The organism is Micromonospora sp. B006, assembly GCF_003408515.1.
In the GTDB taxonomy this organism is placed as follows: Bacteria; Actinomycetota; Actinomycetes; order Mycobacteriales; family Micromonosporaceae; genus Micromonospora; species Micromonospora echinospora_A.
In genome coordinates, this window is record NZ_CP030865.1 from 196,645 (window position 1) to 221,319 (window position 24,675).

22 protein-coding genes are annotated in these 24,675 nt (G+C 72.4%); 15 read left to right on the forward strand and 7 right to left on the reverse strand.

Going from position 1 to position 24,675, the window contains the following annotated elements:
• Nucleotides 1–74 precede the first annotated feature (74 nt).
• Together MicB006_RS00975 and MicB006_RS00980 are read right to left on the reverse strand one after the other, a co-directional pair.
• Nucleotides 75–1,139 carry a MaoC/PaaZ C-terminal domain-containing protein gene (locus MicB006_RS00975; RefSeq protein WP_225980599.1) on the reverse strand — a complete coding sequence of 355 codons (1,065 nt, stop codon included), beginning with the start codon at nt 1,137–1,139 and terminating at the stop codon, nt 75–77.
• Nucleotides 1,139–2,497: a 3-oxoacyl-ACP reductase gene (locus MicB006_RS00980; RefSeq protein WP_116503230.1), complete on the reverse strand. Its 1,359-nt coding sequence runs from the start codon at nt 2,495–2,497 to the stop codon at nt 1,139–1,141. Before MicB006_RS00980 ends, MicB006_RS00975 begins: the two co-directional genes overlap by 1 nt.
• A 55-nt stretch (nt 2,498–2,552) precedes the next feature.
• Between MicB006_RS00980 and MicB006_RS00985 the strand changes: the two genes are divergently transcribed.
• The 4 genes from MicB006_RS00985 to purB all read left to right on the forward strand — a co-directional run bounded on the left by MicB006_RS00985 (nt 2,553) and on the right by purB (nt 7,930).
• Nucleotides 2,553–3,845, forward strand: a complete 1,293-nt coding sequence (locus tag MicB006_RS00985; RefSeq protein ID WP_116503232.1) for an acetyl-CoA C-acetyltransferase — start codon at nt 2,553–2,555, stop codon at nt 3,843–3,845.
• A gap of 124 nt (nt 3,846–3,969) precedes the next feature.
• Nucleotides 3,970–4,485, forward strand: a complete 516-nt coding sequence (locus tag MicB006_RS00990; RefSeq protein ID WP_073826762.1) for a SigE family RNA polymerase sigma factor — start codon at nt 3,970–3,972, stop codon at nt 4,483–4,485.
• Nucleotides 4,482–6,407 carry a hypothetical protein gene (locus MicB006_RS00995; RefSeq protein WP_116503234.1) on the forward strand — a complete coding sequence of 642 codons (1,926 nt, stop codon included), beginning with the start codon at nt 4,482–4,484 and terminating at the stop codon, nt 6,405–6,407. Before MicB006_RS00990 ends, MicB006_RS00995 begins: the two co-directional genes overlap by 4 nt.
• Nucleotides 6,408–6,496: 89 nt before the next feature.
• Nucleotides 6,497–7,930, forward strand: a complete 1,434-nt coding sequence (gene purB, locus MicB006_RS01000) for an adenylosuccinate lyase (protein WP_370013402.1) — start codon at nt 6,497–6,499, stop codon at nt 7,928–7,930.
• Nucleotides 7,931–8,022: 92 nt separating this feature from the next.
• Here the strand turns inward: purB and MicB006_RS01005 are convergent, their stop codons facing one another.
• Together MicB006_RS01005 and MicB006_RS01010 are read right to left on the reverse strand one after the other, a co-directional pair.
• Nucleotides 8,023–8,598 carry a YbjQ family protein gene (locus MicB006_RS01005; RefSeq protein ID WP_192900170.1) on the reverse strand — a complete coding sequence of 192 codons (576 nt, stop codon included), beginning with the start codon at nt 8,596–8,598 and terminating at the stop codon, nt 8,023–8,025.
• A gap of 12 nt (nt 8,599–8,610) precedes the next feature.
• A complete protein-coding gene (locus MicB006_RS01010; RefSeq protein WP_073826753.1) occupies nt 8,611–9,294 on the reverse strand; it encodes a trypsin-like serine protease in 684 nt (227 codons plus the stop codon).
• A gap of 468 nt (nt 9,295–9,762) precedes the next feature.
• On the opposite strand from MicB006_RS01010, the gene purS reads away from it, so the two are divergent.
• The 4 genes from purS to MicB006_RS01030 all read left to right on the forward strand — a co-directional run bounded on the left by purS (nt 9,763) and on the right by MicB006_RS01030 (nt 14,224).
• Entirely contained in the window at nt 9,763–10,026 is a 264-nt protein-coding gene (purS, locus tag MicB006_RS01015; RefSeq protein WP_013473439.1) for a phosphoribosylformylglycinamidine synthase subunit PurS, read from the forward strand.
• Nucleotides 10,023–10,706: a phosphoribosylformylglycinamidine synthase subunit PurQ gene (gene purQ / locus MicB006_RS01020; protein WP_073826750.1), complete on the forward strand. Its 684-nt coding sequence runs from the start codon at nt 10,023–10,025 to the stop codon at nt 10,704–10,706. The genes purS and purQ overlap by 4 nt, the downstream gene beginning before the upstream one ends.
• A 64-nt stretch (nt 10,707–10,770) precedes the next feature.
• Complete coding sequence (purL, locus tag MicB006_RS01025; RefSeq protein WP_116503238.1) at nt 10,771–13,464, forward strand: phosphoribosylformylglycinamidine synthase subunit PurL; 2,694 nt, start codon at nt 10,771–10,773, stop codon at nt 13,462–13,464.
• Between the two features lie 10 nt (nt 13,465–13,474).
• Entirely contained in the window at nt 13,475–14,224 is a 750-nt protein-coding gene (locus tag MicB006_RS01030) for a 2-phosphosulfolactate phosphatase (RefSeq protein ID WP_116511051.1), read from the forward strand.
• Between the two features lie 92 nt (nt 14,225–14,316).
• On the opposite strand, the gene MicB006_RS01035 is transcribed toward MicB006_RS01030, so the two are convergent.
• The gene (locus tag MicB006_RS01035) at nt 14,317–16,590 is read right to left on the reverse strand and encodes a carboxypeptidase-like regulatory domain-containing protein (protein WP_116511053.1); all 2,274 of its coding nucleotides are present in this window, start codon (nt 16,588–16,590) and stop codon (nt 14,317–14,319) included.
• Between the two features lie 160 nt (nt 16,591–16,750).
• On the opposite strand from MicB006_RS01035, the gene MicB006_RS01040 reads away from it, so the two are divergent.
• From MicB006_RS01040 to amcA, 5 genes are all read left to right on the forward strand, one after another.
• Entirely contained in the window at nt 16,751–17,104 is a 354-nt protein-coding gene (locus MicB006_RS01040; protein ID WP_043327538.1) for a sterol carrier family protein, read from the forward strand.
• A 168-nt stretch (nt 17,105–17,272) separates the two neighbouring features.
• Complete coding sequence (purF, locus tag MicB006_RS01045; RefSeq protein ID WP_116503240.1) at nt 17,273–18,790, forward strand: amidophosphoribosyltransferase; 1,518 nt, start codon at nt 17,273–17,275, stop codon at nt 18,788–18,790.
• Between the two features lie 57 nt (nt 18,791–18,847).
• Nucleotides 18,848–20,002: a phosphoribosylformylglycinamidine cyclo-ligase gene (gene purM / locus MicB006_RS01050; RefSeq protein WP_073826742.1), complete on the forward strand. Its 1,155-nt coding sequence runs from the start codon at nt 18,848–18,850 to the stop codon at nt 20,000–20,002.
• Between the two features lie 127 nt (nt 20,003–20,129).
• Nucleotides 20,130–21,221, forward strand: coding sequence for a cyclophane-forming radical SAM peptide maturase AmcB (amcB, locus tag MicB006_RS01055; protein ID WP_192900247.1), 1,092 nt, complete (start codon nt 20,130–20,132; stop codon nt 21,219–21,221).
• A complete protein-coding gene (amcA, locus tag MicB006_RS01060) occupies nt 21,202–21,414 on the forward strand; it encodes a multiple cyclophane-containing RiPP AmcA (protein ID WP_030500600.1) in 213 nt (70 codons plus the stop codon). Before amcB ends, amcA begins: the two co-directional genes overlap by 20 nt.
• Nucleotides 21,415–21,561: 147 nt before the next feature.
• Here the strand turns inward: amcA and MicB006_RS01065 are convergent, their stop codons facing one another.
• Together MicB006_RS01065 and MicB006_RS01070 are read right to left on the reverse strand one after the other, a co-directional pair.
• Nucleotides 21,562–21,777, reverse strand: coding sequence for a DUF3073 domain-containing protein (locus MicB006_RS01065; RefSeq protein ID WP_073826739.1), 216 nt, complete (start codon nt 21,775–21,777; stop codon nt 21,562–21,564).
• A gap of 292 nt (nt 21,778–22,069) precedes the next feature.
• Entirely contained in the window at nt 22,070–23,152 is a 1,083-nt protein-coding gene (locus MicB006_RS01070; RefSeq protein ID WP_073826736.1) for a Glu/Leu/Phe/Val dehydrogenase, read from the reverse strand.
• A 174-nt stretch (nt 23,153–23,326) separates the two neighbouring features.
• Between MicB006_RS01070 and MicB006_RS01075 the strand changes: the two genes are divergently transcribed.
• Together MicB006_RS01075 and MicB006_RS01080 are read left to right on the forward strand one after the other, a co-directional pair.
• A complete protein-coding gene (locus tag MicB006_RS01075; RefSeq protein WP_030500602.1) occupies nt 23,327–24,166 on the forward strand; it encodes a hypothetical protein in 840 nt (279 codons plus the stop codon).
• Between the two features lie 256 nt (nt 24,167–24,422).
• On the forward strand, nt 24,423–24,632 hold the full coding sequence (locus MicB006_RS01080; RefSeq protein WP_007073996.1) for a BldC family transcriptional regulator: 210 nt from the start codon (nt 24,423–24,425) through the stop codon (nt 24,630–24,632).
• Nucleotides 24,633–24,675 lie beyond the last annotated feature (43 nt).

Sequence of the window (24,675 nt, forward strand, 5' to 3'; positions counted from 1 at the left end):
TCTCAGGTTGAGAACAACTCAATCTGAGAACAACCTAGCGCCGAAAAGAGGGGACGGCAAGTCCCCTCTTTCGCTCAGCGCACGGAACCGGTCAGATGCGGTCTCCCGTCCCGGGCGCTGTGCAGCGCGAAGTCCCAGCCGTCGCCGACCGGCGAGGCACTGAACGCGACAGTGGACGGCAGCGGCACCGGCAGCTTGAACGCCACGTCCACCGTGTACGCCTCGGGCAGGCGGGGCTCCAGCGCGGCCAGGCAGCGGGCCTTGCTCCACATGCCGTGCGCGATCGGGCGCGGGAAGCCGAACAGCCGCGCGCCCAGCTTCGAGGTGTGGATCGGGTTGTGGTCGCCGGAGACGCGCGCGTAGTCCGTACCCACCTGGGGCGTCACCCGCCACTGGGCCGAGAAGGCCGGCGGCGCCGGGCGGTCACCCCGGTCGCGCCGCGGGCCGCCGCCGGACGCGCGCTCCTTCCCGAGGTACGTGGACACGCCGCGCCAGACCTCCTCGCCGCCGATCGACCCGATCAGCACCACGTCGAGCTGGCGGCCCCGCTCGTGCGGGCGCAGGTTCTCCGCGTACGTGTGGAAGTCGACCGTCTCGCCGACCTCGACCGGCCGGCGCACGGTGATCCGGTTGGCCACGTGCACCACGCCGGTGAGCGGGATCGGGAAGCCCGGGCTCGTCATCAGCCGCAGCGACAGCGGAAACCCGAGCACGTGCAGGTACGTCGCCGGTAGTCGATCGGTCAGCCGGAACCCGCACACCCGGTCGTAGTCCGCCAGGTGCCGCTGATCCACAGCCACCCCGCCGACGGCGAGTTCAAGCCCCGGCACGTCCGCCCCGCGCCGCCCCCCAACCCCAGGCACCACCCCAAGTAGCGCCCGCCGATAAAGCGCCCCACTGGCAGGCAGCCGCTCCAGTTCCACCCGCCGCCGCCCCTCCGGCCCCGCTCCTTCACCCCGTTGATCATGAGGTTGGCCGGCTTGTGGATCTCCAGAAGTGCCGTCAACTTCATGATCGTCGGAGGCCGGGCGGGCCTGGATGCGAGCGAGGGCGGCGGCGCGGGCGGAGGTCAGATCCCGGGTGGGGCCCTCGATCAGGTCGTGCAGGCTCAGGTCGTCGTCCTCGTGGTCCTTCGCCATCACGCCCCCAGCAGGCTCTGGCCGCAGACCCGGACCACGTTGCCGCTGACCGCGCCGCTCGCCGGCCAGGAGAGCCAGCCGATCGTCTCGGCCACGTCCACCGGCAGGCCGCCCTGGGCCATGCTGTTCATCCGCCGTCCCGCCTCGCGGATGGTCAGCGGGATGCGCGCGGTCAGCCGGGTTTCGATGAAGCCCGGCGCCACAGCGTTCAGGCTGATCCCGCGCTCACGCAGCACCGGGGAGAGCGAGTCGACAAGACCGATCACGCCGGCCTTGCTGGTGGCGTAGTTGGTCTGCCCCCGGTTGCCGGCGATACCGGCGATCGAGGAGACCGACACGATCCGGCCGCCGGCCGGGATCAGGTCGCGCTCCAGCAGCACGTCGTTGATGCGCTCCTGACTGGACAGGTTCACGTCGATCACCGAGTCCCAGCGGTCGGCGTCCATCCGGCCCAGCGTCTTGTCCCGGGTAATGCCCGCGTTGTGCACCACCACGTCGACCCGCCCGTGCCGCGACGCCAGATGCTCCGCCAGCCGGGTCGGCGCGTCCGGCGCGGTCAGGTCGAGCTGCACCGCGCTGCCGCCGATGTCGTTGGCGACGGCGGCCAGCTCGTCCCCGGCCGCCGGGATGTCCAGCGCCACCACCTGCGCGCCGTCGCGCGCCAGCACCTTCGCCAGCGCCGCGCCGATGCCCCGCGCCGCGCCGGTCACCAGCACCACCTGTCCGTCCAGCGGCCGGTCCCAGTCGGCCGGCGCGACGGCGGTGCCGGCGCCGACCCGGATCACCTGGCCCGAGACGTACGCGGACCGGCCGGAGAGCAGGAACCGGAGCGTGGACTCCAGGCTCACCGGTGTGCCGGCATCACCCTCGCGGGTCACGTAGACCAGTTGGGCGGTGACACCCCTGCCGAACTCCTTGCCGATGCTGCGGGTCAGGCCCTCCAGCGCGCGCTGGGCGGTAGCCTCCCGAGGGGAGCCGCACTCGGCCGGCGGTGTGCCCAGCACGATCACCCGGCCGCTCGGCATCAGCGAGCGGGCCTGCGGGTGGAAGAAGTCGTACAGCTGGCGCAGCCCGGTGGAGTCGGTGATGCCGCTGGCGTCGTACACCAGGGCCGCGAAGCGGCGGTCGGCGTCGTGGGCGGCGACCGGTTCGGCCAGCTCGACCCCGGCGGCGGTCAGGATCTTCCCGGCCGGCTCGGCGATCCGGCCACCGGCCGAGGAGCCGAGCAGGACCGGCCCGGGAACGAGCGGGTCGCCCGGCGTGTGCCGGCGCAGTCGAGGCGGGTCGGGCAGCCCGAGGCGCTTGACCAGCGCGCGACCGGCCCCCGTCTGGACGAAGCTCGCGTACCTGTCGGTCATAGGCGTAGCCTACTGGCGAGTAGGGTTGGGGCAACAGTTTCGAGGGAGGCCGATCGTGCAGAGTGTCCGGCGGGTCGCGGTCATCGGGGGCAATCGCATCCCCTTCGCCCGGTCCAACTCGCGCTACGCGCACGCGTCGAACTCCGACATGCTGGGCGCGGCGCTCGACGGGCTGGTCGCCCGGTTCGGGCTGGCCGGCGAGCGGGTCGGCGAGCTGGTGGCCGGCGCGGTGCTCAAGCACTCCCGCGACTTCAACCTCACCCGCGAGGTGGTGCTCGGCTCCCGGCTCGACCCGCACACCCCCGCGTACGACATCCAGCAGGCCTGCGGCACCGGGCTGGAGGCCGCCATCCTGGTCGCCAACAAGATCGCGCTCGGGCAGATCGAGGTCGGCATCGCCGGTGGCGTCGACACCACCTCGGACGCGCCGCTCGCCGTCAACGAGGACATGCGGCGCACCCTGCTCCAGCTCAACTCCGCCCGTACGCTCGGCGAACGGCTCAAGATCGCGGCGAAGCTGCGCCCGCACCAGCCGTTCAAGCCGGACATCCCGCGCAACGCCGAGCCGCGTACCGGACTGTCCATGGGTGAGCACGCGGCCCGCACCGCGCTGCGCTGGAACGTCGACCGGGCCGCGCAGGACGAACTCGCGCTGCGCTCGCACCAGCGGCTCGCGGCCGCGTACGACAAGGGGTTCTTCGACGACCTGATGACCCCCTACCTGGGGCTCACCCGCGACCAGAACCTCCGGCCGGACACCAGCCTGGAGAAGCTCGCCTCGCTCAAGCCGGTCTTCGGCGCCTCCGGCGCGGACGCCGAGCGGGCCACCATGACCGCCGGCAACTCCTCGCCGCTCACCGACGGCGCGTCGACGGTGCTGCTCGCGTCCGAGGAGTGGGCGAAGGCGCACAACCTGCCGGTGCTCGCCTGGTTCTCCTGGTCCGAGGCCGCCGCCGTCGACTTCGTGCACGGCGACGAGGGCCTGCTGATGGCCCCCGCGTACGCCGTGCCCCGGATGCTGGCCCGCGCCGGGCTCAGCCTCCAGGACTTCGACTACTACGAGATCCACGAGGCGTTCGCGTCGCAGGTGCTGGCCACGCTCGCCGCCTGGGAGTCGCCGGAGTTCTGCAAGGAGCGCCTCGGCCTGGACGCGCCGCTCGGCTCGATCGACCGGGACAAGCTCAACGTCAACGGTTCCTCGCTGGCGGCCGGTCACCCGTTCGCCGCCACCGGCGGCCGGATCGTCGCCACGCTGGCCAAACTGCTCGACCAGAAGGGGAGCGGGCGCGGCCTGATCTCCATCTGCGCGGCCGGCGGGCAGGGCGTGACAGCCATCCTGGAGCGCTGACGGCTTCGGAGCAGGGCTGCGGTCCCGGTCGCAGCCCTGCTCCACGTTCCGTCGGCGCCCCGAGCAACCCGACGGCGGCTCAGCCGCGTCACCTGGGCATGAGGCGAACGAGAGGCTCCGGGACGTGAACCGGGCCGAGGAAGACGAGTACCGGCAGTTCGTCACCGCCCGGCTGGAGTCGTTGCGCCGCACCGCGTACCTCCTGTGCCGCGAGTGGCACACCGCCGACGACCTGGTCTCCATCACGATCGGCAAGCTCTACCGGCACTGGCGCCGGGTCCGCGCAGCGGAGAACGTCGACGCGTACGTGCGCGGAATGCTCACCAACGCCTGGCTGGACGAGCGGCGGCGGCCCTGGCGGCGCGAGCACAGCACCGACACGGTGCCGGAGACCGCCGACATGATCCTGCCGGAGCCCACGCTCGCCGAACGCGACATGCTGCTCGCCCTGCTCGGTCAACTGCCGCCCCGGCGGCGCGCCGTGCTGGTCCTGCGCTACTACTGCGACCTGTCGGTCGAGGAGACAGCTGACGTCATGGGCATCAGCGCCGGCACCGTCAAGAGCCAGTCCGCACGCGGCCTGGAGGCGTTGCGCCTGCTGCTGGGCGGCATCCCGTCGACCCGAGGGGAGCTGTCATGACGTACCGGCAGTTGTTCGACGACCTGATCGGCGAGCCGCCGGTCTCCACAGTGGACGTGGACCGGGTGATCAGCGGACAGCGCCGGGCCCGGCGGCTGCGGATCGGGGCCGGTACGACGGCGGTCGCCGCTGTGGTGGCGGCAGTGCTGGTCGGCACAACCACGCTCATCGGCAAGCCGCACGCCCAGCCGGCCAAACCGGTACCGGCCGTCACGACGATCCCCGGCAGCGATCAGGACCTGGACCGGATCGACGCCGCGGTGATCGCGGCCCTGACCCGCGCGGTGCCGCGCCTGGCCTGGGCGGTGAAGGACGGGCCGGTGATCGACACCCCCGCGTGGGCCTCCGACGTCATGGGCGGGCCCGGCTCCCTCGGCTACCGAGGAAACGGCAGCTTCCGGGCGGACGGGGTGGACCTGACCGCGAGCTTGCAGATCACTCCTGACGGCGCGAAGAGCTGGCAGGCTGAGGCGGCTCGCGGATGTTCCAAGAACGCCGTCGAGTGCGGCGAGCAGACGGGTCCGGACGGCGAGAAGATCAGGTACCACCGGTCGGTCTGGGAGCAGGAGGTGCCACCGCAGCTCCGGGATCAGATGCCGAGCCGGACAGAGAGCGCCGGCGTGACAGCACTGCGTCGGGACGGCACTTTTCTGCACCTGAACATCAGGACCGTAACCGCCGAGGACAAGCTCCCGGTCGCCGTCGGGCAGTTGATCCCGGTCGTGGTCGACCGGGCCGTCGTTCTCGCGCCGGAGCCGTCCCCCACACCGGCGGCCACGTCCACCGTCACCACTGTCGCGGGCACCGCCGCGGACGCGGCACGTCTCGACGCGGCGCTGACCAGCGCCCTGCGCCGGCAGGCATCCGACTTCACGTGGTTGACCAAGTGGGGCGGCGAGAGCAGCCCGACCCCGGTCGGGTTCGAGCCCAAGGGCCGGCTGAGCGTCGACGCGCCGGTGCTGGATGCCGCCACGTTCCGGGTCGGGAACCGGGCCGGGCAGGTCACGCTACGGCTGGTGCGCGACGGAAAGGCCGCCTGGTCGGTCGCCCCGCCCTGCCCGACCGCCGCGCTCGCCGCCCACTACTGCACGGTGACCGAGTTCCCTGGTGGCGGGGGTCTGCGAGCCCGGCGGATGCTCACCCGTTTCGGCTCGCGCCCCGACTCGGCACGGCCGGTGGGAAGCAACAACTACCTGATCGAGTCGCTCCGCCCGGACGGCACGCTGGTCCGCCTCTATCTCACGCAGGACAAACCGGCGCTCTCGATGGAACAGGCGACCGAAGTGGCTCGGGATCCGGCCCTCGCCCTGGCCCCACGGCCACCGGCGGGAGCCGCCACCAGCCAGGTCTACAGTCCGCTCAGGTGGGACTACGACGGCGCAGCGTCGGCGGCAGCCACCGGCGCGCTCGACGCCGTCTCACCGGACGGAATGATCTATCTGCTGCCCTTCCGGGTAGGGGGCGGCAGCGGGCCCAACGGCGCGACTCTCCTGTCGTACAACTTCATGGTGCAGCGAGGCGGCCTGGCCGGCGACGGGGAGATCATCGTGGAGCGCCGCGCGGCCCTGGCGCTGAGCTGCGCCACGGTCGGAGCGCTCCCGCCCGCGACGCACCGAGGGCACGCGCATGACGGCGAGTGCACCGAGTCGACCCGTCCGGACGGAAACCGGGTCGTCACGATCGTCTCCCGTCCGGCCGGGTCGGTGGTCTACAGCGTGTTCGTCCAGCGACCCGACCGCGGCACGGTCGAAGTGGTGATCGACAACCGGCCCAACACCGGCGCCGCCTCGGACATGCCGACGGACGGAGAATTCGGGCGCCGCTGGCCGAAGGGCGTCAAGGGCGGCGCGACCCCGCCACTCACCCTGGAGCAGGTCACGGCGCTTGCCGCTCACCCGGATCTGATCAACATGTTGCCCTGACCGGAGAAGACGGACGCCCCGGGCCCGACCGGTCCGGGGCGTCCGCCACCAGCGGGCCGACCGGTGACGGCGCGAGCCCGTACGCGAGAATGAGGGCCGTGACGACGATCCCGAACGTGCTCGCCAACCGGTACGCCTCGCCCGAACTGGTCGCCCTCTGGTCGCCGGAGGAGAAGGTCCGGATGGAGCGCCGGCTCTGGCTGGCGGTGCTCAAGGCCCAGCGTGATCTCGGCGTGCCGGTGCCGGACGGTGTGGTCGAGGCGTACGAGCGGGTCGTCGACGACGTCGACCTGGCCTCGATCGCGGCGCGGGAGCGGGTCACCCGGCACGACGTGAAGGCCCGGATCGAGGAGTTCAGCGCGCTCGCCGGGCACGAGCACGTGCACAAGGGGATGACCTCCCGCGACCTCACCGAGAACGTCGAGCAGCTCCAGATCCGCGCCTCGCTGGAGCTGATCCGGGACCGGGTGGTCGCCACGCTGGCCCGGCTGGGCTGGCACGCGGGCGAGTACTCGGCGCTGGTGATGACCGGCCGGTCGCACAACGTCGCCGCGCAGGCCACCACGCTCGGCAAGCGTTTCGCGTCCGCCGCGGAGGAGCTGCTGATCGCGTACGAGCGGCTGGAGGACCTGATCGGCCGCTACCCGCTGCGGGGGATCAAGGGGCCGGTGGGCACCGCCGCCGACCAGCTCGACCTGTTCGACGGCGACGCCGGGAAGGTGGCCGAGCTGGAGCGCCGGGTGGCCGGGCACCTGGGCTTCAGCCGGGTGCTGGACAGCGTCGGCCAGGTCTACCCGCGTTCGCTGGACTTCGACGTGCTCTCCGCGCTGGCGCAGGTGGCCGCCGCGCCGTCGTCGCTGGCCACCACGATCCGGCTGATGGTGGGCCAGGAGCTGGTCACCGAGGGCTTCAAGCCGGGCCAGGTCGGGTCCAGCGCCATGCCGCACAAGATGAACACGCGCTCGTCGGAGCGGGTGAACGGTTTCGCGGTGATCATCCGGGGCTACCTGTCGATGGTCGGCGAGCTGGCCGGTGACCAGTGGAACGAGGGAGACGTCTCCTGCTCGGTGGTGCGCCGCGTCGCGCTGCCGGATGCCTTCTTCGCCGCCGACGGGCTGTTCCAGACGTTCCTCACCGTGCTGGACGAGTTCGGCCCGTACCCGGCGGTGATCAACCGGGAGCTGGAGCGCTTCCTGCCGTTCCTGGCCACCACGAAGATCCTGGTCGCGGCCGTACGCCGGGGTGTCGGCCGGGAGGTCGCGCACGAGGTGATCAAGGAGCACGCGGTTGCCGTGGCGCTGGCCATGCGGGAGAAGGGCGCGGCCGAGAACGATCTGTTCGACCGCCTGGCCGCCGACGGCCGGCTGGGCCTGACCCGGGCCGAGATCGACACCCTGGTGGCCGACCGCAACGCCTTCGTCGGCGCCGCCGCCGACCAGGTCAACCGCGTGACCGCAAGGATCACCAAGGTCGTCGAGTCCCACCCCCAGGCCGCGACCTACTCCCCACCCCCCATCCTCTGACCCCGCCCTCTTCTCGTTGATCAAGGAGTTTGTGTCCTGCACGGAGCGCCGCAGTGACACAAACTCCTTGATCAACGGGGTATGAGCGCCGGTCAGGTGCCGGTGGGGGTTTCGGCTGCGGAACTCAGGTTCGGGGCGCTCGCGGGTTCGGCGATGCCGCTGGGCGCGGAGGCGATCTCCGGCTCGTGAGCGGTCTCGGCCGCGATCGCGGGCTGATCCGGCGGCATGACGTCCGGCATCGTGGGCGCGACGATCACCGCCGTGCCGTACGCGCAGATCTCCATCCACATCTCGCCGCAGTCGCGGCTGTCGAAGCGCATGCCGATCACCGCGTTCGCGCCGAGGCGGCGGGCCTCCTCGCCGAGGCGGGCCACCGAGTCGGTACGCCACCGCGTCAGGTTGTCCGGCGCCAGCGGGTCGTAGGCGCCACCGCGCAGGTTCTTGACCCCCTCGCGGTACGGGTTGCGGGTCCTCGCCATCGACGAGACCACTTCGCCGAGGATCTGGCGGATCTCGTAGCCAGGCAGTTGATCCGTCGTCACGACCAGCACGTTTCCGATGCTGTCAGTCCCCGGCCGGGTGGTTCGGGAGCCGTGTTCAGCTGATCGCATGCTGAAAAACGACGCGGCGCGGACGGCCGGGCCGCACCCGGCCGATCCGCGCCGCATCGGCATCAACCGTCAGACACCGGCCGTCGAGGTGATCCAGGACCGGTTGTACGCGACACTGCCGTAGTTCTGGATGGTGGTGCCGTTGGCGGTGGAGGCGACCCCCACCTGCCGGCCGTTGTAGAACTGCGGGCCGCCCGAGTCGCCCCGCCACGCGTTGCCGTTGATCCGGGTGCTCCGGATCGCCTGGCCGCCGTACGCGTCGGTGACGCTGGTGCTGGTCACCTGGACGGTGGCGGTCTTGAGCTGGGGCGACGCGCCGCAGCCGCTGTAGCAGGTCATGCCCCAGCCGTAGATGGTGTTGGTGGAGCCGACCGGCGGGTTGCTGGTGGCCAGCGACACGGCGGAGGTGCTGACCGTGCTGGACAGGCGCAGCAGGGCCAGGTCGTAGCGGGTGTAGGAGGCGCTCACGGTGCGGGTGACGCCGCCCGAGGCGTAGTAGACGCTGCCGACCCGCACGGACATGGTGCCGCTGACGCAGTGCCGGGCGGTGAGCACCCACTGGGGCGCGATCACGCTGCCGGAGCAGGTGAACGAGCCGTTGCTGAAGACGGCGGCGGCCCACGGGGCGGACGAGACGGTGCCGCCACCGATGATCGGCTGCGGGCCGGCCGGCGCGGCGGTGGCGCCGGAGGCGGTGGCCAGGACACCGGCCAGCGCGGTGGTCAGCACGGCGAGCAGGGGACGGAGGCGCATGTCGGGGCTCCTTCTGCGCGACGCCCGGGGTTGCCGGGCAGGGGGTGACACCCGCCGGGTGGGGTGAGCCGGCGAGAGGCGTCGATCGAGTGCATCGACATCTGACGATGCATGCTACGGGTGTGCCATGCGGTGTCACAAGAGATGAATCGAACAATGCCGATGGCGTGACGTCCGCCGCGCGCCGCGCCGACGTGCTGTCGGATACCTGTCCAAGCTGGGGCGTTTCGCGGCAGAATGCCTGCTAGGAGGGGGTGCGGAGGGTCACCCACAGGCACCGAGCGCAACGAATTCGCATCGACGCCGCAACGAACGGGCAACGGTGTCCGGCCGGCGTCGCCGGTCCCGCCGAGCACTGCCGGAAGTGCCCCCGGCCGGTTCGGGCCGGGCGGTATCTGCCAGGTAGGCTGGCTGCGCTCGCCCGATAGTGGGCCGGCACCCAACTGCGTACACAGTCAGGAGTGCCCCGTGCCTCGCGTCGTAGTCGACGTCATGCTCAAGCCCGAGATCCTCGATCCGCAGGGCCAGGCCGTCGCGAACGCGCTGCCCCGGCTCGGCGTCAGTGACGTCGCCTCGGTTCGGATCGGCAGGCGGATCGAGATCGAGTTCACCGGCGAACCGGACCTGGACCGGGCCCGCGAGATCGCCGACAAGCTGCTGGCCAACCCGGTCATCGAGGACTTCACCGTCCGCGTGGTCACCGCCGACGAGACCGCGGGCGCGCAGTCGTGACCGCCCGGGTCGGTGTGGTGACCTTCCCCGGCTCGCTCGACGACGGGGACGCGGCCCGGGCCGTGCGGATCGCCGGCGCCGAGGCGGTCCGGCTCTGGCACGGCGACCCGGACCTGCACGGGGTGGACGCCGTCGTCCTGCCCGGTGGTTTCTCCTACGGTGACTACCTGCGCTGCGGCGCCATCGCCCGGTTCGCCCCGGTGATGGAGACGATCGTCCAGGCCGCCCGCGGCGGCCTGCCGGTGCTCGGCATCTGCAACGGCTTCCAGATCCTCTGCGAGGCGCACCTGCTGCCCGGCGCGCTCACCCGCAACCAGCACCTGCACTTCCGCAACCGGGACCAGGTCCTGCGCATCGAGGGCACCGGCACCGCCTGGACCAACGCGTTCCAGCCGGGCCAGGAGGTGCTCGTCCCGGTCAAGAACGGCGAGGGCTGCTACGTCGCCGACTCCGCGACGCTCGACCGGCTGGAGGGCGAGGGCCGCGTCGTCGCCCGCTACGTCGGCGGCAACCCCAACGGATCGCTGCGCGACATCGCCGCGATCACCAACGAGGCCGGCAACGTGGTCGGCATCATGCCGCACCCCGAGCACGCGGTGGAGGCGCTCACCGGCCCGTCCCTGGACGGCCTCGGCTTCTTCACCTCGGTGCTCAAGCACCTGGTGGGAGCGCCGGCGTGATGGTGGCCGTGATCATCGGTCGGCTCATCCGCCGCACCGGCGGCGAGCGCAACAAGGAGACGTCATGACCACCCATCCGGAGCCGGCCCTGCGGGAGCCGCAGGGCGGCCCGACCGACGAGTGGGCGCCGGGCGTGGACACCGTCCCCCGGGCCGCCGAGACGCCGGAAGAGCTTCAGCCGTACGCCGAGCTGGGCCTCCGCGACGACGAGTACGACCGGATCCGGCACATCCTCGGCCGCCGGCCCACCCAGGCCGAGCTGGCCATGTACTCGATCATGTGGAGCGAGCACTGCTCCTACAAGTCGAGCAAGGTGCACCTGCGCCAGTTCGGTGAGAAGGCCCCGCCGAGCGACCGGCTGCTCGCCGGCATCGGGGAGAACGCCGGCGTGGTCCAGGTCTCCGACGAGCTGGCGGTGACCTTCAAGGTCGAGTCGCACAACCACCCGAGCTTCGTCGAGCCGTACCAGGGCGCGGCGACCGGCGTCGGCGGCATCGTCCGCGACATCCTCGCCATGGGCGCCCGCCCGGTCGCCGTGATGGACCCGCTGCGCTTCGGCGCGGCCGACCACCCGGACACCGCCCGGGTGCTGCCCGGCGTGGTCGCCGGCGTCGGCGGCTACGGCAACTGCCTCGGCCTGCCCAACATCGGCGGCGAGGTCGTCTTCGACCCCTGCTACCAGGGCAACCCGCTTGTCAACGCGCTCTGCCTGGGCGTGCTGCCGGTCGACCGGCTGCAGAAGAAGGACGCCACCGGCCCCGGCAACATCGTGGTGCTGATGGGCGCCAAGACCGGCCGCGACGGCATCGGCGGCGTGTCCGTGCTGGCCAGCGCCACCTTCGACGAGGGCAGCGAGCAGCGCCGCCCGTCCGTGCAGGTCGGCGACCCGTTCATGGAGAAGCTGCTCATCGAGGCGTGCCTGGAGCTGTACGACGCCGAACTGGTCGTCGGCATCCAGGACCTCGGCGGCGCCGGTCTGACCTGCGCCCTCACCGAGACCGCCGCCTCGGCCGGCACCGGCATGCGGGTGTGGCTGGAGCGCGTGCCGCTGCGCGAGCCGTCGATGGAGCCGCACGAGATCCTGGCCAGCGAGTCCCAGGAGCGGATGCTGCTCGTCGTCTCCCCGGACAAGCTCGACGCGGTGCTCAAGACCGCCGAGAAGTGGGGCGTCTGGGCCACCGCCATCGGCGAGGTCACCGCGCCGTCCCCGGACGGCCGGCCGGGCCGCCTGGTCGTCACCTGGCGCGACCAGCTCGTGGTGGACGTGCCGCCGGGCTCGCTCGTCGACGACGGCCCGGTCTACGCCCGGCCGATGCGCGAGCCGGCCGACCTGATCCTGCTCCAGGCCGACCGCGCCGAGACGCTGCCCCGGCCGAACACCCCGGAGGCGCTCCGGGAGACCGTGCTGCGCATGATCGCGTCGCCGAACCTGGCCGACAAGACCTGGGTCACCGAGCAGTACGACCGCTACGTGCTCGGCAACACCGTGCTCGCCCAGCCGGAGGACTCCGGCGTGATCCGGATCGACGAGCGCAGCGGCCTCGGCGTCGCGCTCTCCGTCGACGGCAACGGCCGGTACGCCCGCCTCGACCCGTACCACGGCACGAAGCTGGCGCTGGCCGAGGCGTACCGGAACGTGGCGGTGACCGGCGCGAAGCCGATCGCCGTGACCAACTGCCTGAACTTCGGCTCGCCGGAGGACCCGGGCGTGATGTGGCAGTTCGCCGAGGCCGTGCGCGGCCTGGCGGACGGCTGCCTGGAGCTGGGCATCCCGGTGACCGGCGGCAACGTCAGCTTCTACAACCAGACCGGTGCCGCGGCCATCCACCCGACCCCGGTGGTCGGCGTGCTCGGCGTGCTCGACGACGTGGCGAACCGGGTGCCGATGGGCTTCGTGCCCCGGGCGGCCGGTGACCACGACCAGCTCTTCCTGCTGGGCGAGACGCACGTCGAGCTGTCCGGCTCGGAGTGGGCCTGGGTGACCCACGAGCACCTGGGCGGCATCCCGCCGCAGGTCGACCTGGCCCGCGAGCGTCAGCTCGCCGAGCTGCTGGCCGAAGCGGCCCGCGTCGGGCACCTCAGCTCGGCGCACGACCTCTCCGACGGCGGCCTGGCGCAGAGCCTTGTCGAGTCGGCCCTGCGCCGGGGCGTCGGCGCCCGGGTCGTCGTGCCGGAGCACTTCGCCGGTGGCTCGATGCCGTTCGTCTTCCTGTTCAGCGAGTCCGCCGGACGGGCGCTGGTGTCGGTGCCGCGCGGGCACGAGAAGGCGTTCACCGCCCTCTGCGCCGAGCGCGGCGTGCCGTGGGAGTTCATCGGCGTCACCGACCCGGCCTCCAGCGCGCTGGAGGTGCACGGCCAGTTCCGGATCGGCCTGGACGAGCTGCGCGAGGCGCACACCGGCACGCTGCCGCGCCTGTTCGGCGCGGCCGAGGCGGCGCGGGTGGAGGTGGCGGCCACCCGTACCGGGACCACCACCGTGCTCCCGGCCACCGCCGAGCAGCCGGTCGGTGTGGACCCGGCCGAGGTCGTCTCCGAGCCGATCGCCGAGGCGGGCACCGACGACTCGTCGGCCGGGGCGCCCGCGCCGGTCGCGACCGACTCCGCTCCGGCCGCGTCGGAGGCCGACTCCGGCGTACCCGCTGCGGCGGAGCCCACCGCCGAGGCGCGGGACGAGACCGCGCCGGCCGCCGACCCGAACCCGGCACAGGACGGGTCCGACGGCCCGGCTCCCGGTGAGCCGGCGCCGGACCAGCGCTGAGGCCCGGGCCTTGGCCGTTTTCGCCCAGCCCGGCGCCGGTGCCCGGTTCGACTGGGGACTGACCGGGGCGGCGGAACTCGGCCGGGTCTGCGCCGCCCTGGTGGTGGTGGACGTGCTGTCGTTCACCACCGCCGTGGAGGTCGCGGTGAGCCGCGGCATGCGGGTGCACCCGTTCCCGTGGGGCGAGCAGGCCGCCGACTACGCCCGCCGGGTCGGCGCCGTCGCCGCGGTGGGCCGCCGGAGGACGACAGCGGAGCACCCGTGGTCGCTCTCCCCGGCGGCGCTGCGGGCCGCGGCTGCCGTCGCCGACCTGGTGCTGCCGTCGCCGAACGGCTCGGCGATCAGCGCCGCCGCGAGCGCCACCGGCGTGCCGGTCGTCGCGGCCTGCCTGCGCAACGCGCGCGCCGTCGGGCACTGGCTCCGCACCCAGGGGTACGGCTCGACCGACGCTCCCGTGGGTGTCGTGGCGGCCGGGGAACGCTGGCCCGACGGGTCACTGCGGCCGTGCGTGGAGGACCAGCTCGGCGCGGCCTGCGTGCTCGACGCGCTCGCCGGGGTGCCCGGTGGGCTCTCGGTGGAGGCCGCGATGGCGCTGGCCGCGCTCGCCAGCACCCCTGACGTGCCGGCGGCGGTGCGGGGGTGCGTGTCCGGCCGGGAACTCGCCGAGGGTGGCTTCGCCGAGGACGTCGACGTCGCGACCGAGGTCGGCGTCTCCGACGTGGTGCCGGTGCTCCGCCAGGACTACTTCGCCGCCGCCTGAGCCTCCGCTTCCACTGCCCGCTCGACGGGGCGTATCGACAACTGTGGCCGCCCGCGAGCGCGGGCGGCCACAGTCGTGCGTGCTGATTCGGGTCAGTCGTCGAGCCAGTCGAGTCGCCGCCCGCCGCGGTCCCCCTGCGCGTCCGGGCGAGCGCGACCTGCCTGCGCCGGGTCGTTGGGGTAGGCGTTGTCGTAGCCGGCACCGCGCTGCTGCGGCGGCTCCTGGCCGTAACCACCCTGCTGGCCGTAGCCGCCCTGCGGGGACTGGCCGTAACCGTCGCCGTATCCGGCGTCCTGCTGGCCGTATCCGCCCGCCTGGTGTCCGCCGTCGTACCCGCCGCCGGTGTTGCCGTAGCCGCCACCGGCCGGGCCGTTGTCGTAGCCGCCCTGCTGCCGACCGTCGTAGCCACCGGCCGGGCTGTCGTAGCCACCGGCCGGGGCGTCGCCGTATCCGCCCTGCTGGCGGCCCGCGTCGTAGCCACCGGCCGGGGCGTCGTACCCGCCTGCGGGCGCGCTGTCGTAGCCACCCGCCGGGGCGTCGCCGTATCCACCGGTGGCCCGGCCACCGCCGTAGCCCGCGTCGCCGTACCCGCCGGCCGGTGCGTCGCCGTAGCCACCGGCGCCGCCGTATCCGCCCGCCGCTGCGTCGCCGTAGCCACCCTGCTGGCGGCCGCTGTCGTAGCCGCCGGTTGGCGCGTTGTCGTAGCCACCCGAGGCGGTGCCGTACCCGCCGCCGGCGCGGTAGCCGTCGCCCTGCTCCGCGCCGCGGCCGTACGCGGCCGGGCCGGACTGGTCGTAGCCGCGATCCTGCTCCGGCTGGTAGGTGCTGGTCGGGTACGGGTCGGCCGCCGGCGCGTACTGGGTGCTGTCGCCGGTGTAACGGCCGGTCGGCTCGTCGAACCGCTCGTTGCCGTACCCGCCGCCCTGGGCCGCGTATCCGGCCGCCCCGGCCGCAGCGCCGGCGGCGTAGTCCGGGCTGCCGTAGCCGGCGCCGGAGGACGGACCGTTGCCGTAACCGCTGCCCGAGGAGGGCGCGGTGCCGTATCCGCCGCCGGAGGCAGGCGCGTCGCCGTAGCCGTTGCCGGCGCCGTAGCCGCCCTGACCGGGCGCGTCGTCGCCGTAGCCGTACCCGGCCTGTCCCGCGCCGACGCCGTACGCCGGTCCGGGCGGCGCGCCGTACGGGTCCGGCGGGACGTCGTCCACGACCGGCCGCTGGAGCATGGTGGGGGCCTCGCTGATCGACGGGCCGCCGACCATCGTCGCGGACGGCCCGGCGCCCATGCCGTTCACCACCCGGGTCTGGTCGTCCGTGCCGTGGTACGCGCCCCGGGCCGCGGGGATCGCACCGGCCGCCGCTGCGCCGCCGGGGCCACCCGGACCGACCGGCCCGCCCGGGCCGTCGCCGTCACCGTCGTCGCCCTCGTTCTTGCGCCGCATGTAGAGCAGCACGATGGTGCCCACACCGACGGCGACGAACAGGCCGCCGAGCAGGATCAGCAGCCAGGAGCCGAAGCCGCCGGAGTCCTCGTTCGCGGTCGGCTGCTGGGCGGCCGGCGCGTCGGTGGCCGGGGTGTCGGTCGCCTCCTCGTCGAGCGGTTCTTCCGACGGTGGGGCGGACTCGCTCGCCGACGGGGTGGCGCTCGGGCTCGCCGACGTCCGCAGCTGAATGCTGAGCCGGACGCCGGTCACGGACTGACCGGCGCTCGCGTTGATCGACCTGGCGACCGGCGTGGCGCCGTCGGTCGAGGCGCCCACCTCGATCCGGCCGGGTGCGATCGGGGCGGACTCGGAGCCGCTGAAGCTGAAGTTGCCGTTGCCGCTGGTGTTTGTACGGCGCTCCTTGCCCGCGCTGTCGCGCAGCATGACGAGGGCGCCTTCGATCGGCTCGCCGTCGGCGTTGACCACCTTGCCGGACACCGTCTTGACGGTCTGCGGCTGGTCCGGCTCCTGCGCCTTGCCCCTGACCGTCAGCTGGAAGTTCCCGGTGGCCGGGTCCGACTTGTCCGGCCGCACCTGCACCGTGACGGAGGCATTGGCGTCCTGCGCGTTGTCGCTCGCGCGGATGGTGAGCAGCTGGGTCTTGGGCAGCGGGTTGCCGGGCGAGAAGTTGACCTGGCCGCAGCCCGATGCGCAGCTGACGCCGGACGGCAGGCCGGTCAGGCCGATCTCAGCGTTCTGGTCGCCGTCCTGCGGAGTGACCCGGACGGTGATCGTGGTGTCGCTGCCGGCGTTGACCGTGGCCGATCCCGGCGAGACGCTGACGTCGGCGGCGAGGGCGGGGGAGGCGGGGACGGTGAGCAGGGCGCCGAAGACCAGCGCAACGACCACACCGGCCCGCTGCTTCCAGGCACGTCGGTGTGTTGACACGTCCACCGCCTTCCGGGTCTGATCTTTCCGCCGGCCGCTCGGCCGAGGTTGATCACTCACGGTACGAACAACGCCGTCGGCAACTATGCCTTGTCTGACCGGATCATCTCTACCCAGGGCCGCCGGAGGGCGGCCTTCTGCCGGGTCGTATCGTCCCGTCGTGTCCTCTCCGCACGCTTATTCCGAAGCGGTACTCGCCGCGCTGGCGGCGCTGGACGAGGGGCGTACGCCCGAACGGCCGGTCCTCCGGGAGGCGGTCCGGACCCTCTTGGCTGCCCTCACGGATCGCGCCCCCGGCCGATCGGTGGAGGTGCGCGTCCCACCCTACGGCGCGGTGCAGTGCGTGAGTGGCCCACGACACACCCGGGGCACGCCCCCGAATGTGGTGGAGATGGACCCGCCGACGTGGCTGGCGCTCGCCACCGGACGCCTCGACTGGGCGCGGGCGGTCACCGACGGTCGCGTACGGGTGTCGGGGAACCGGGCCGACCTCTCCGCGTACCTCCCGATTTAGTCGGCGGGCGACGGCGACACCCCCTCACCCTGAGCGGGGACTCCGTGACTGTCGGTATCGACTGCTGTTCGCGTACACTGAGAGCCGACGACGGTCCCGGCCCATGCGTGCGGAGCTGACCCCCGGCTCCGCCAGGCCAGTCCAGACCCCACTGCGAGGGAGCGGCAGGTGCCCCGAGGCGATGGCCGGCTGAGCCACGACCTTGACCCCCAGCGACCCGGCCCCCAGGACGCGTGCGGCGTCTTCGGCGTCTGGGCGCCGGGGGAAGAGGTCGCGAACCTCACCTACTTCGGGCTGTACGCCCTCCAGCACCGCGGCCAGGAGGCCGCGGGCATCGCGGTCAGCGACGGTTCCGGCGTCGTGGTCTACAAGGATCTCGGCCTGGTCGCCCAGGTGTTCGACGAGCCGACACTGGCCAGCCTGCGCGGGCACGTCGCGATCGGGCACGCGCGGTACTCCACCACCGGTGGCTCGACCTGGGAGAACGCCCAGCCGACGATCCGGGCGACCAGCGCCGGCACCACGATCGCGCTGGCGCACAACGGCAACCTGGTGAACACCGCCGAGCTGCAGCGCGAGGCGGCGGTGCGCGGGCTGGACTCCGACGGCTCGACGAACGACACCTCGCTGGTCACCATGCTGCTGGCCAGCCGGCCCGACCTGTCGGTCGAGGCGGCCGCGCTGGAGGTGCTGCCGCAACTGCGCGGCGCGTTCAGCTTCGTTTTCATGGACGAGTCGACGCTCTACGCGGCGCGGGACGCGCACGGCGTACGCCCGCTGGTGCTCGGCCGGCTGGAGCGCGGCTGGGTGGTGGCGAGCGAGACCGCCGCGCTGGACATCGTCGGCGCGAGCGTGGTCGGCGAGGTGGAGCCGGGCGAGCTGATCGCCATCGACGAGAACGGGATGCGTTCCAGCCGGTTCGCCTCGCCCGAGCCCAAGGGCTGCCTCTTCGAGTACGTGTACATCGCCCGGCCGGACGCCACCATCGCCGGCCGTAACGTGCACGCCGCGCGGGTGCAGATCGGCCGCCAGCTCGCCAAGGAGCACCCGGTCGAGGCCGACCTGGTGATCCCGGTGCCGGAGTCCGGCACCCCGGCCGCGATCGGCTACGCCGAGGAGTCCGGCATCACCTACGGCCAGGGCCTGATGAAGAACCCGTACGTCGGGCGCACCTTCATCCAGCCCTCGCAGACGTTGCGCGCGCTCGGTGTCCGGCTGAAGCTGAACCCGCTGCGGCAGAACGTGCGCGGCAAGCGCCTGGTGGTGGTGGACGACTCGATCGTGCGGGGCACCACCCAGCGGGCGATCGTCCGGTTGCTGCGCGAGGCGGGCGCTCTGGAGGTCCATGTCCGGATCTCCTCGCCGCCGGTGAGCTGGCCCTGCTTCTACGGCATCGACTTCGCCACCCGGGCCGAACTGCTGGCCAACGGGCTGGACAACGAGGGAATCCGGCGCTCGATCGGCGCCGACACGCTCGGGTACGTATCGCTGCCCGGTCTCATCGCCGCGACCGAGCAGCCGAAGAGCCGGCTCTGCCGGGCGTGCTTCGATGGGGAGTACCCGATCGAACTGCCGGCCGGGAACCTGATCGGCAAGCACGTGCTCGAAGGAGTGGGACGCCGGGTCGCCGCCGAGGCTGCCGGGCCGACCGGTCCGCTCGTCGCCACACCGACCCACCACCCGTAGCACCACCGACGCGGGTCCGGCCGCTCCGGGCTCGCGGGAACCACAAAGGGGAGAACCGTGACGCACGTGTCCGAGCGCAGCGGCGCAGGATCCAGCCCGACGGGCGCCGGCGGCGACCGCCAGCCCTGGTCGGCGGGGTCCGGCCGGACGCAGCGCAAACGCTCGGTCTCGTACGCCGACGCCGGGGTGTCGATCGAGGCGGGCGACCGCGCGGTCGAGCTGCTCAAGTCCAAGGTCAAGCAGACCCGGCGCCCCGAGGTCATGGGTGACCTGGGCGGCTTCGCCGGCCTGTTCCGGCTGGACACCAAGAAGTACAAGAACCCGATCCTGGCCTCCTCGACCGACGGCGTGGGCACCAAGCTGGTGATCGCGCAGCAGCTCGACATCCACGACACGGTCGGCATCGACCTGGTCGCCATGGTCGTCGACGACCTGGTCGCCTGCGGCGCCGAGCCGCTGTTCCTGCTCGACTACATCGCCACCGGCGAGGTCGTGCCGGACAAGGTCGCCGAGATCGGCGCCGGCATCGCGGACGGCTGCCGGTACGCCGGTTGCGCGCTGCTGGGTGGCGAGACCGCCGAGCACCCGGGCGTGCTGCGCCCCGACGAGTACGACATCTCCGCCACCGGCGTGGGCGTGGTGGAGGAGAGCGACATCCTCCGCCCGGAGCGGGTGGAGGTGGGCGACGTGGTGATCGCCATGCGTTCCTCCGGCCTGCACTCCAACGGCTACTCCCTGGTGCGGCACGTGCTGCTGGGCGCCGGCCGGATGCGGCTGGACGTGGTGATCGACGACTTCGGCCGCCAGCGGACGCTCGGCGAGGAGCTGCTCACCCCGACCAAGATCTACGCGCAGGACTGCCTCAAGCTGATCGCCGAGGCCGAGGTGCGGGCGCTGGCCCACGTCACCGGCGGCGGCATCCCCGGCAACCTGGTCCGGGTGCTTCCCGAGAACGTCGACGCCGTGGTCAACCGCTCCACCTGGAAGCCGCAGCCGATCTTCGACCTGATCCAGTCCAAGGGCCGGATCGAGGACCCGGAGATGGAGGCGACGTTCAACATGGGCGTCGGCATGTTCGCGATCGTCTCCGCCGAGGACGCCGACCGCGCGCTGGCCACCCTGACCGGCCGGGGCGTGGACGCCTGGCAGGCGGGCGAGATCATCGAGGGGTCCGGCAACGTGCAGATGGTCGGGCAGCACACCCGGGGCTGATCACCCTGCGCCGATCGGCCGGGCACCTGATCGGGGGTTCACCCGAGCGGTTGCCGCGGCCTAGCCTGGAGGTTCGGTTTTCAGGCAGGCGGGGGAGGTGCTGATGGCTGCGCGCACGCCCGAAGGGATGCGGGGCATCGCCGCCGTCCCGTCGTATGTGGTGATGCAGCCGACGACGCTGTGCAACCTCGACTGCGCCTACTGCTACCTGCCATTACGGGCGGCCGACAGGCGGATGCCGGTGGCTGTCGCCGAGGCGGTGGCGGCGTCGGTGAACCCGTGGGCGGCGGGCGGCCGCTTCTCCGTGGTCTGGCACGGCGGGGAGCCGCTCGCGGCCGGCCGGGAGCACCTGGCCGCGCTGCTGGCGCCGTTCGGGCCGGGCGTCGAGCACCACGTGCAGACCAACGCCACGCTGATCGACGACGCCTGGTGCGCGTTCTTCGCCGAGCACCGGGTGCGGGTCAGCGTCAGCGTGGACGGGCCACGGGCCCGCAACGCCGAGCGGGTCACCCGGGGCGGACGGCCGGCGTACGACCGGATCGTGGCCGGGGTGGCGGCGCTGCGCCGCCACGGCGTGCCGTTCTCGGCGCTGGCGGTGGTGTCGCGGCCGGAGCCGGGCCTGGCGACCGAGTTGTACGACTACTTCCTCGACCTGGGCTGCGACGTGCTCGGCGTCAACATCGAGGAGACCGAGGGCGTCAACACCCGGACGAACGCCCGGGACGCGGGCGCGGTCACCGGGTTCTGGGCGGAGCTGGTGGCGGCGTGGCGCCGCGATCCCCGGATCCATCTGCGCGAGGTGGAGTGGTCGCTGCGGTACGCGGGCGCGGTCCTGGCCGGCACCGCCGACGACCTGCTGCCTCGCCGTCTCGACCCGATCCCGACGGTCGGGCACGACGGCTCGGTGGTGGTGCTCTCGCCGGAGCTGGCCGGCTTCACGGACCCGCACTACGGCGACTTCGCCAGCGGGAACGTGCTCACCACCCCGCTGGGCGACATCCTCGCCGACGCGGCCGGCACGCCCTGGGTGGGGGAGTTCCTGACCGGCGTGGAGGCGTGCCGGACGTCCTGCGCGTACTTCGGCTTCTGTGGCGGTGGGCACGCCGCCAACCGCTACTTCGAGCTGGGGCGTTTCGACGGTACGGAGACCGAGCACTGCCGGAACAGCAAGATCCGCCTACTGGAGGGAGTGTTGGAGCATGCCCGAGACCATCAGTGACACCGACCGGGGAGCCGTGGCCGACCGGGTGCGGGACGCCGCTGCGGGGCTTACCGCTCTGCTCCGTGAGGCGGAGGCGGCGCGGCTGCTGCGGGCGGAGGTGTCGGGCGGCGACGGCGCCAACGCGGTCTGCGCGTGGAACCACTTCGAGAACATCCCGACGTTCTACAACTGGAACAACCGGCCACGCTGAGGAGACGGTTCCGCGATCAGGGACCTGTCGGCGACTCGGGGCGGCACCCCGGCACGGCAGGTCCCTGATCGTCGGTCGTACGCCGGCTCAACAGAGCACATGCGTGAGCACGCGGGGGGTTACCGCGTGCTCAGATGTGACCGGAGGTCAGCGGGTCGGACGAACCCAGGTGTCCGGGTCGTCGTCCGCATGGTCCTCGTCATCGTCGTCGACATACTCTTTGTAGTCGTCGTCGAAGTTGTGCTCAGACTTCCCACTGCCCGCAAGTTCGCGCTGCAAGGCGGTTAGGTCGGTGTTCGGGGAGTGGTACTTCAACTCCCGGGCCACCTTCGTCTGCTTGGCCTTAGCACGGCCGCGCCCCATGGCTCGACCCCCTCGCACAGAATGCGGGGCAGCCCGAAGGCGGGCCCCGATGACGTCAGGCATCTCTCGTGGCTCTTACGGTACATGGGGATGCCATCGTTCGGCACCTCGGGTCACCGTCGACCGGACCTGCGCGTCGCAGTTGTCCAGCCGTCACCAAGTGTACCCGGTAAGGGGTAAGGTCCGGGACTGGCCGTGACAGCGGACAAATCGGTAAAAAGTAGCCCGAGCGGCAGCGTACCGCGCGGCTCCCCCGAGGGCGGAGGGGGTCGTTCGCCCTCGGGGGTGAGCCTCACCGCAGATGGATCGCGCGCAGCCGGCCGACTTCGGCCATCCGCCGCTCGGCGAGCCGGTCCGCGGCCACCGCCGGCGGCACGCCCTCGTCCTCGGCCAGCTGGAGGATCTGCCGGGTGGTGTCGAAGATCCGGGTGGCCCGCAGCTTGGCGCGCTCGAAGTTGAAGCCCTCGATCTCGTCCGCCACCTGGATCACGCCGCCCGCGTTCACCACGTAGTCCGGGGTGTAGAGGATGCCCCGGTCGGCGAGCACCTTCTCGATGCCCGAGTGGGCGAGCTGGTTGTTCGCGGCCCCGGTGACCACCTTCGCCCGCAGCACCGGCACGGTCTCGTCGTTCAGCGCGCCGCCGAGCGCGCACGGGGCGTACACGTCGATGTCGGAGGCGACGAGCGCCGCGGTGTCGTCGACCAGGGTGACCTGCGGGTGGGTGGTGCGCGCCCACTCCAGGGCGCGCGGGCTCACGTCGGTCGCCACCACCTCGGCGCCGTCGTCGAGCAGGTGGGCGGTCAGGTACTTGCCGACCTTGCCCAGCCCGGACACGCCGACCCGCCGGCCGGCCAGCGTCGGGCTGCCCCAGACGTGCTCGGCGGCGGCCCGCATGCCCTGGAAGACGCCCCACGCGGTGAGGATCGAGGAGTCGCCGGCGCCGCCGTGCTCGACGCTGCGGCCGGTGACGTACCGGGTCTCGCGCGCGATCACGTCCATGTCCGCGACGTACGTGCCGACGTCGCAGGCGGTGTAGTAGCGGCCGTTGAGCGACTCGACGAAGCGGCCGTACGCGCGCAGCAGCGCCTCGCTCTTGATCTGCTCGGGGTCGCCCCAGATGACCGCCTTGCCGCCACCGAGGTCGAGGTTCGCCAGGGCGTTCTTGTACGCCATGCCGCGCGAGAGGTCGAGCACGTCGGCGAGGGCGTCCTCCTCCGTCGCGTACGGGTAGAACCGGGTGCCGCCGAGCGCGGGGCCCAGCGCGGTGGAGTAGATCCCGATGATCGCCTTCAGGCCGGACTGCTTGTCCTGGCAGAACACGACCTGCTCATGCCCCGTGGAAACGGGGTCGTCGGTACTGGCGAATACGCCCATGGCTGACTCCTGTGTCGGTGAGCGCCCTTGTGGGGAGCGGAACCTGGTGGCACGCCGGCGGGATGGTGCCGGTGTCTCTGAGCCTAATATCGGCCGGGTCCGTACTGTCGCGCACGTCACGCCACGGGCTCGCGGGCGGCGACGGAGGGTCCCGTCTCGTGGGAGGATCGCGCCGTGCCGTCGCTCTTCGCTTCATACCTGCGCGTGTACGAGCCGTTGACCGCCTTCGACCGGGACCGGCAGTCGTACTGGCGCCGGTACGTCAGCGAAGGCCGGGCGATCGCCCCGCTGGAGGGGCCGGTACGACAACGGACCGCGGTGATCGAGGCGCTGGGCGCGGGCTGGACCCGGTTGCCCGACCTGCCCGACGAGGCGTACGTCCTGGAGTCGGACGACTCGTTGCTGGTCTGCCCCTGGAACCTGCGTATCCGGGTCGCCGAGGCGGCGCTGAGCGCCCGCGACGGCGTGCCCTCGGTGCTGGCCGACGCGTTCGTGCCGCCGGTGCTCGCCGGGCAGGCCAAGGCCGTGGTGGAGGACTGGCGCAGCGGCGCCCGGGTGCTGGAGCACGGCGTGCCCCGGGTGCACGAGCAGATCGCCACCTGGGGCGTGCCGCTGCGCTGGTTCGTGCTGTTCGAAGCCGGGGAACGGCACCTGGTCACCGAGCCGGAGCGGCGCGCGCTGCGCTACCGCACCGAGATCTCCAAGGCGCGCCGCCGGGCGTCGCGGGCGCTGTCGGTGCTGCGCAAGTCGATCGGCGAGGCGCCGATCACCGAGGCGGTCGAGGAGGCCGCCCGGTGGCTGGAGGAGTTCCACCCCCGCTCGGTGGTCGAGCTGGACTACGGCGGCCTGGTGCAACTGCTGCCCGACGAGACGCTCGAGGCCGACGACTCGACCGATCTGGTGGCCACCGGACTGTCCGGACTGGGCCGGGGCGAGGCGGAGGAGGCGTCCGCCGCGTACGACAAGCTGGTCGCCCGCTGGCGCGCGGTGCAGCTGCTGGAGCGCTGCAACTGACGTCCGGTTTGCCCCTCTAAGTGGCCTTAGACACGAGAGTGTCTCGTAGTTGATGCGTCACGACCCGTGATCATGAGTCCGAATAAGGTAGTTTCTGCGGCATAAAAGTCGTAAAAATCGGGCATGCTTCATCCGTCCGTCTAGGGACCTTCAGCCGTTCGGCCCATGTCGGACATCGGGGACTAGCCGGACCATGGGAGACGCGTCGGCCGGCGGGACCCCGGCCGATGTCTATACATGTGGAGGAGTGACCCCGATGGCATCGCGAACGCACGAACCTGAGCCGCTACTCACACCGGCCGAGGTGGCGTCGATGTTCCGTGTCGACCCGAAAACGGTGACCCGGTGGGCCAAGGCTGGCAAGCTCAGCGCCATCCGGACCCTCGGCGGTCACCGCCGCTACCGTGAGTCAGAGGTTCGGGCCCTGTTGCAGGGGCAGATCCCCCAGCAGCGCCAGGGAGACTGACGAACCGGCAGTTCCCGGCGTTCCTGATCAAGGGCGGTGCCGT

Bases quoted from the DNA above. Each gene is read 5' to 3' on its own strand.
- MicB006_RS01070 (WP_073826736.1), bottom strand. From the start codon at position 23,152: ATGGGCGTATTCGCCAGTACCGACGACCCCGTTTCCACGGGGCATGAG.
- MicB006_RS00975 (WP_225980599.1), bottom strand. From the start codon at position 1,139: ATGGCGAAGGACCACGAGGACGACGACCTGAGCCTGCACGACCTGATC.
- purB (WP_370013402.1), top strand. From the start codon at position 6,497: ATGAGGGCCGTGACGACGATCCCGAACGTGCTCGCCAACCGGTACGCC.
- amcB (WP_192900247.1), top strand. From the start codon at position 20,130: ATGCGGGGCATCGCCGCCGTCCCGTCGTATGTGGTGATGCAGCCGACG.
- MicB006_RS01080 (WP_007073996.1), top strand. From the start codon at position 24,423: ATGGCATCGCGAACGCACGAACCTGAGCCGCTACTCACACCGGCCGAG.
- MicB006_RS00995 (WP_116503234.1), top strand. From the start codon at position 4,482: ATGACGTACCGGCAGTTGTTCGACGACCTGATCGGCGAGCCGCCGGTC.
- MicB006_RS00980 (WP_116503230.1), bottom strand. From the start codon at position 2,497: ATGACCGACAGGTACGCGAGCTTCGTCCAGACGGGGGCCGGTCGCGCG.
- MicB006_RS01065 (WP_073826739.1), bottom strand. From the start codon at position 21,777: ATGGGGCGCGGCCGTGCTAAGGCCAAGCAGACGAAGGTGGCCCGGGAG.
- purL (WP_116503238.1), top strand. From the start codon at position 10,771: ATGACCACCCATCCGGAGCCGGCCCTGCGGGAGCCGCAGGGCGGCCCG.
- MicB006_RS01010 (WP_073826753.1), bottom strand. From the start codon at position 9,294: ATGCGCCTCCGTCCCCTGCTCGCCGTGCTGACCACCGCGCTGGCCGGT.
- MicB006_RS01005 (WP_192900170.1), bottom strand. From the start codon at position 8,598: ATGCGGCGCGGATCGGCCGGGTGCGGCCCGGCCGTCCGCGCCGCGTCG.
- amcA (WP_030500600.1), top strand. From the start codon at position 21,202: ATGCCCGAGACCATCAGTGACACCGACCGGGGAGCCGTGGCCGACCGG.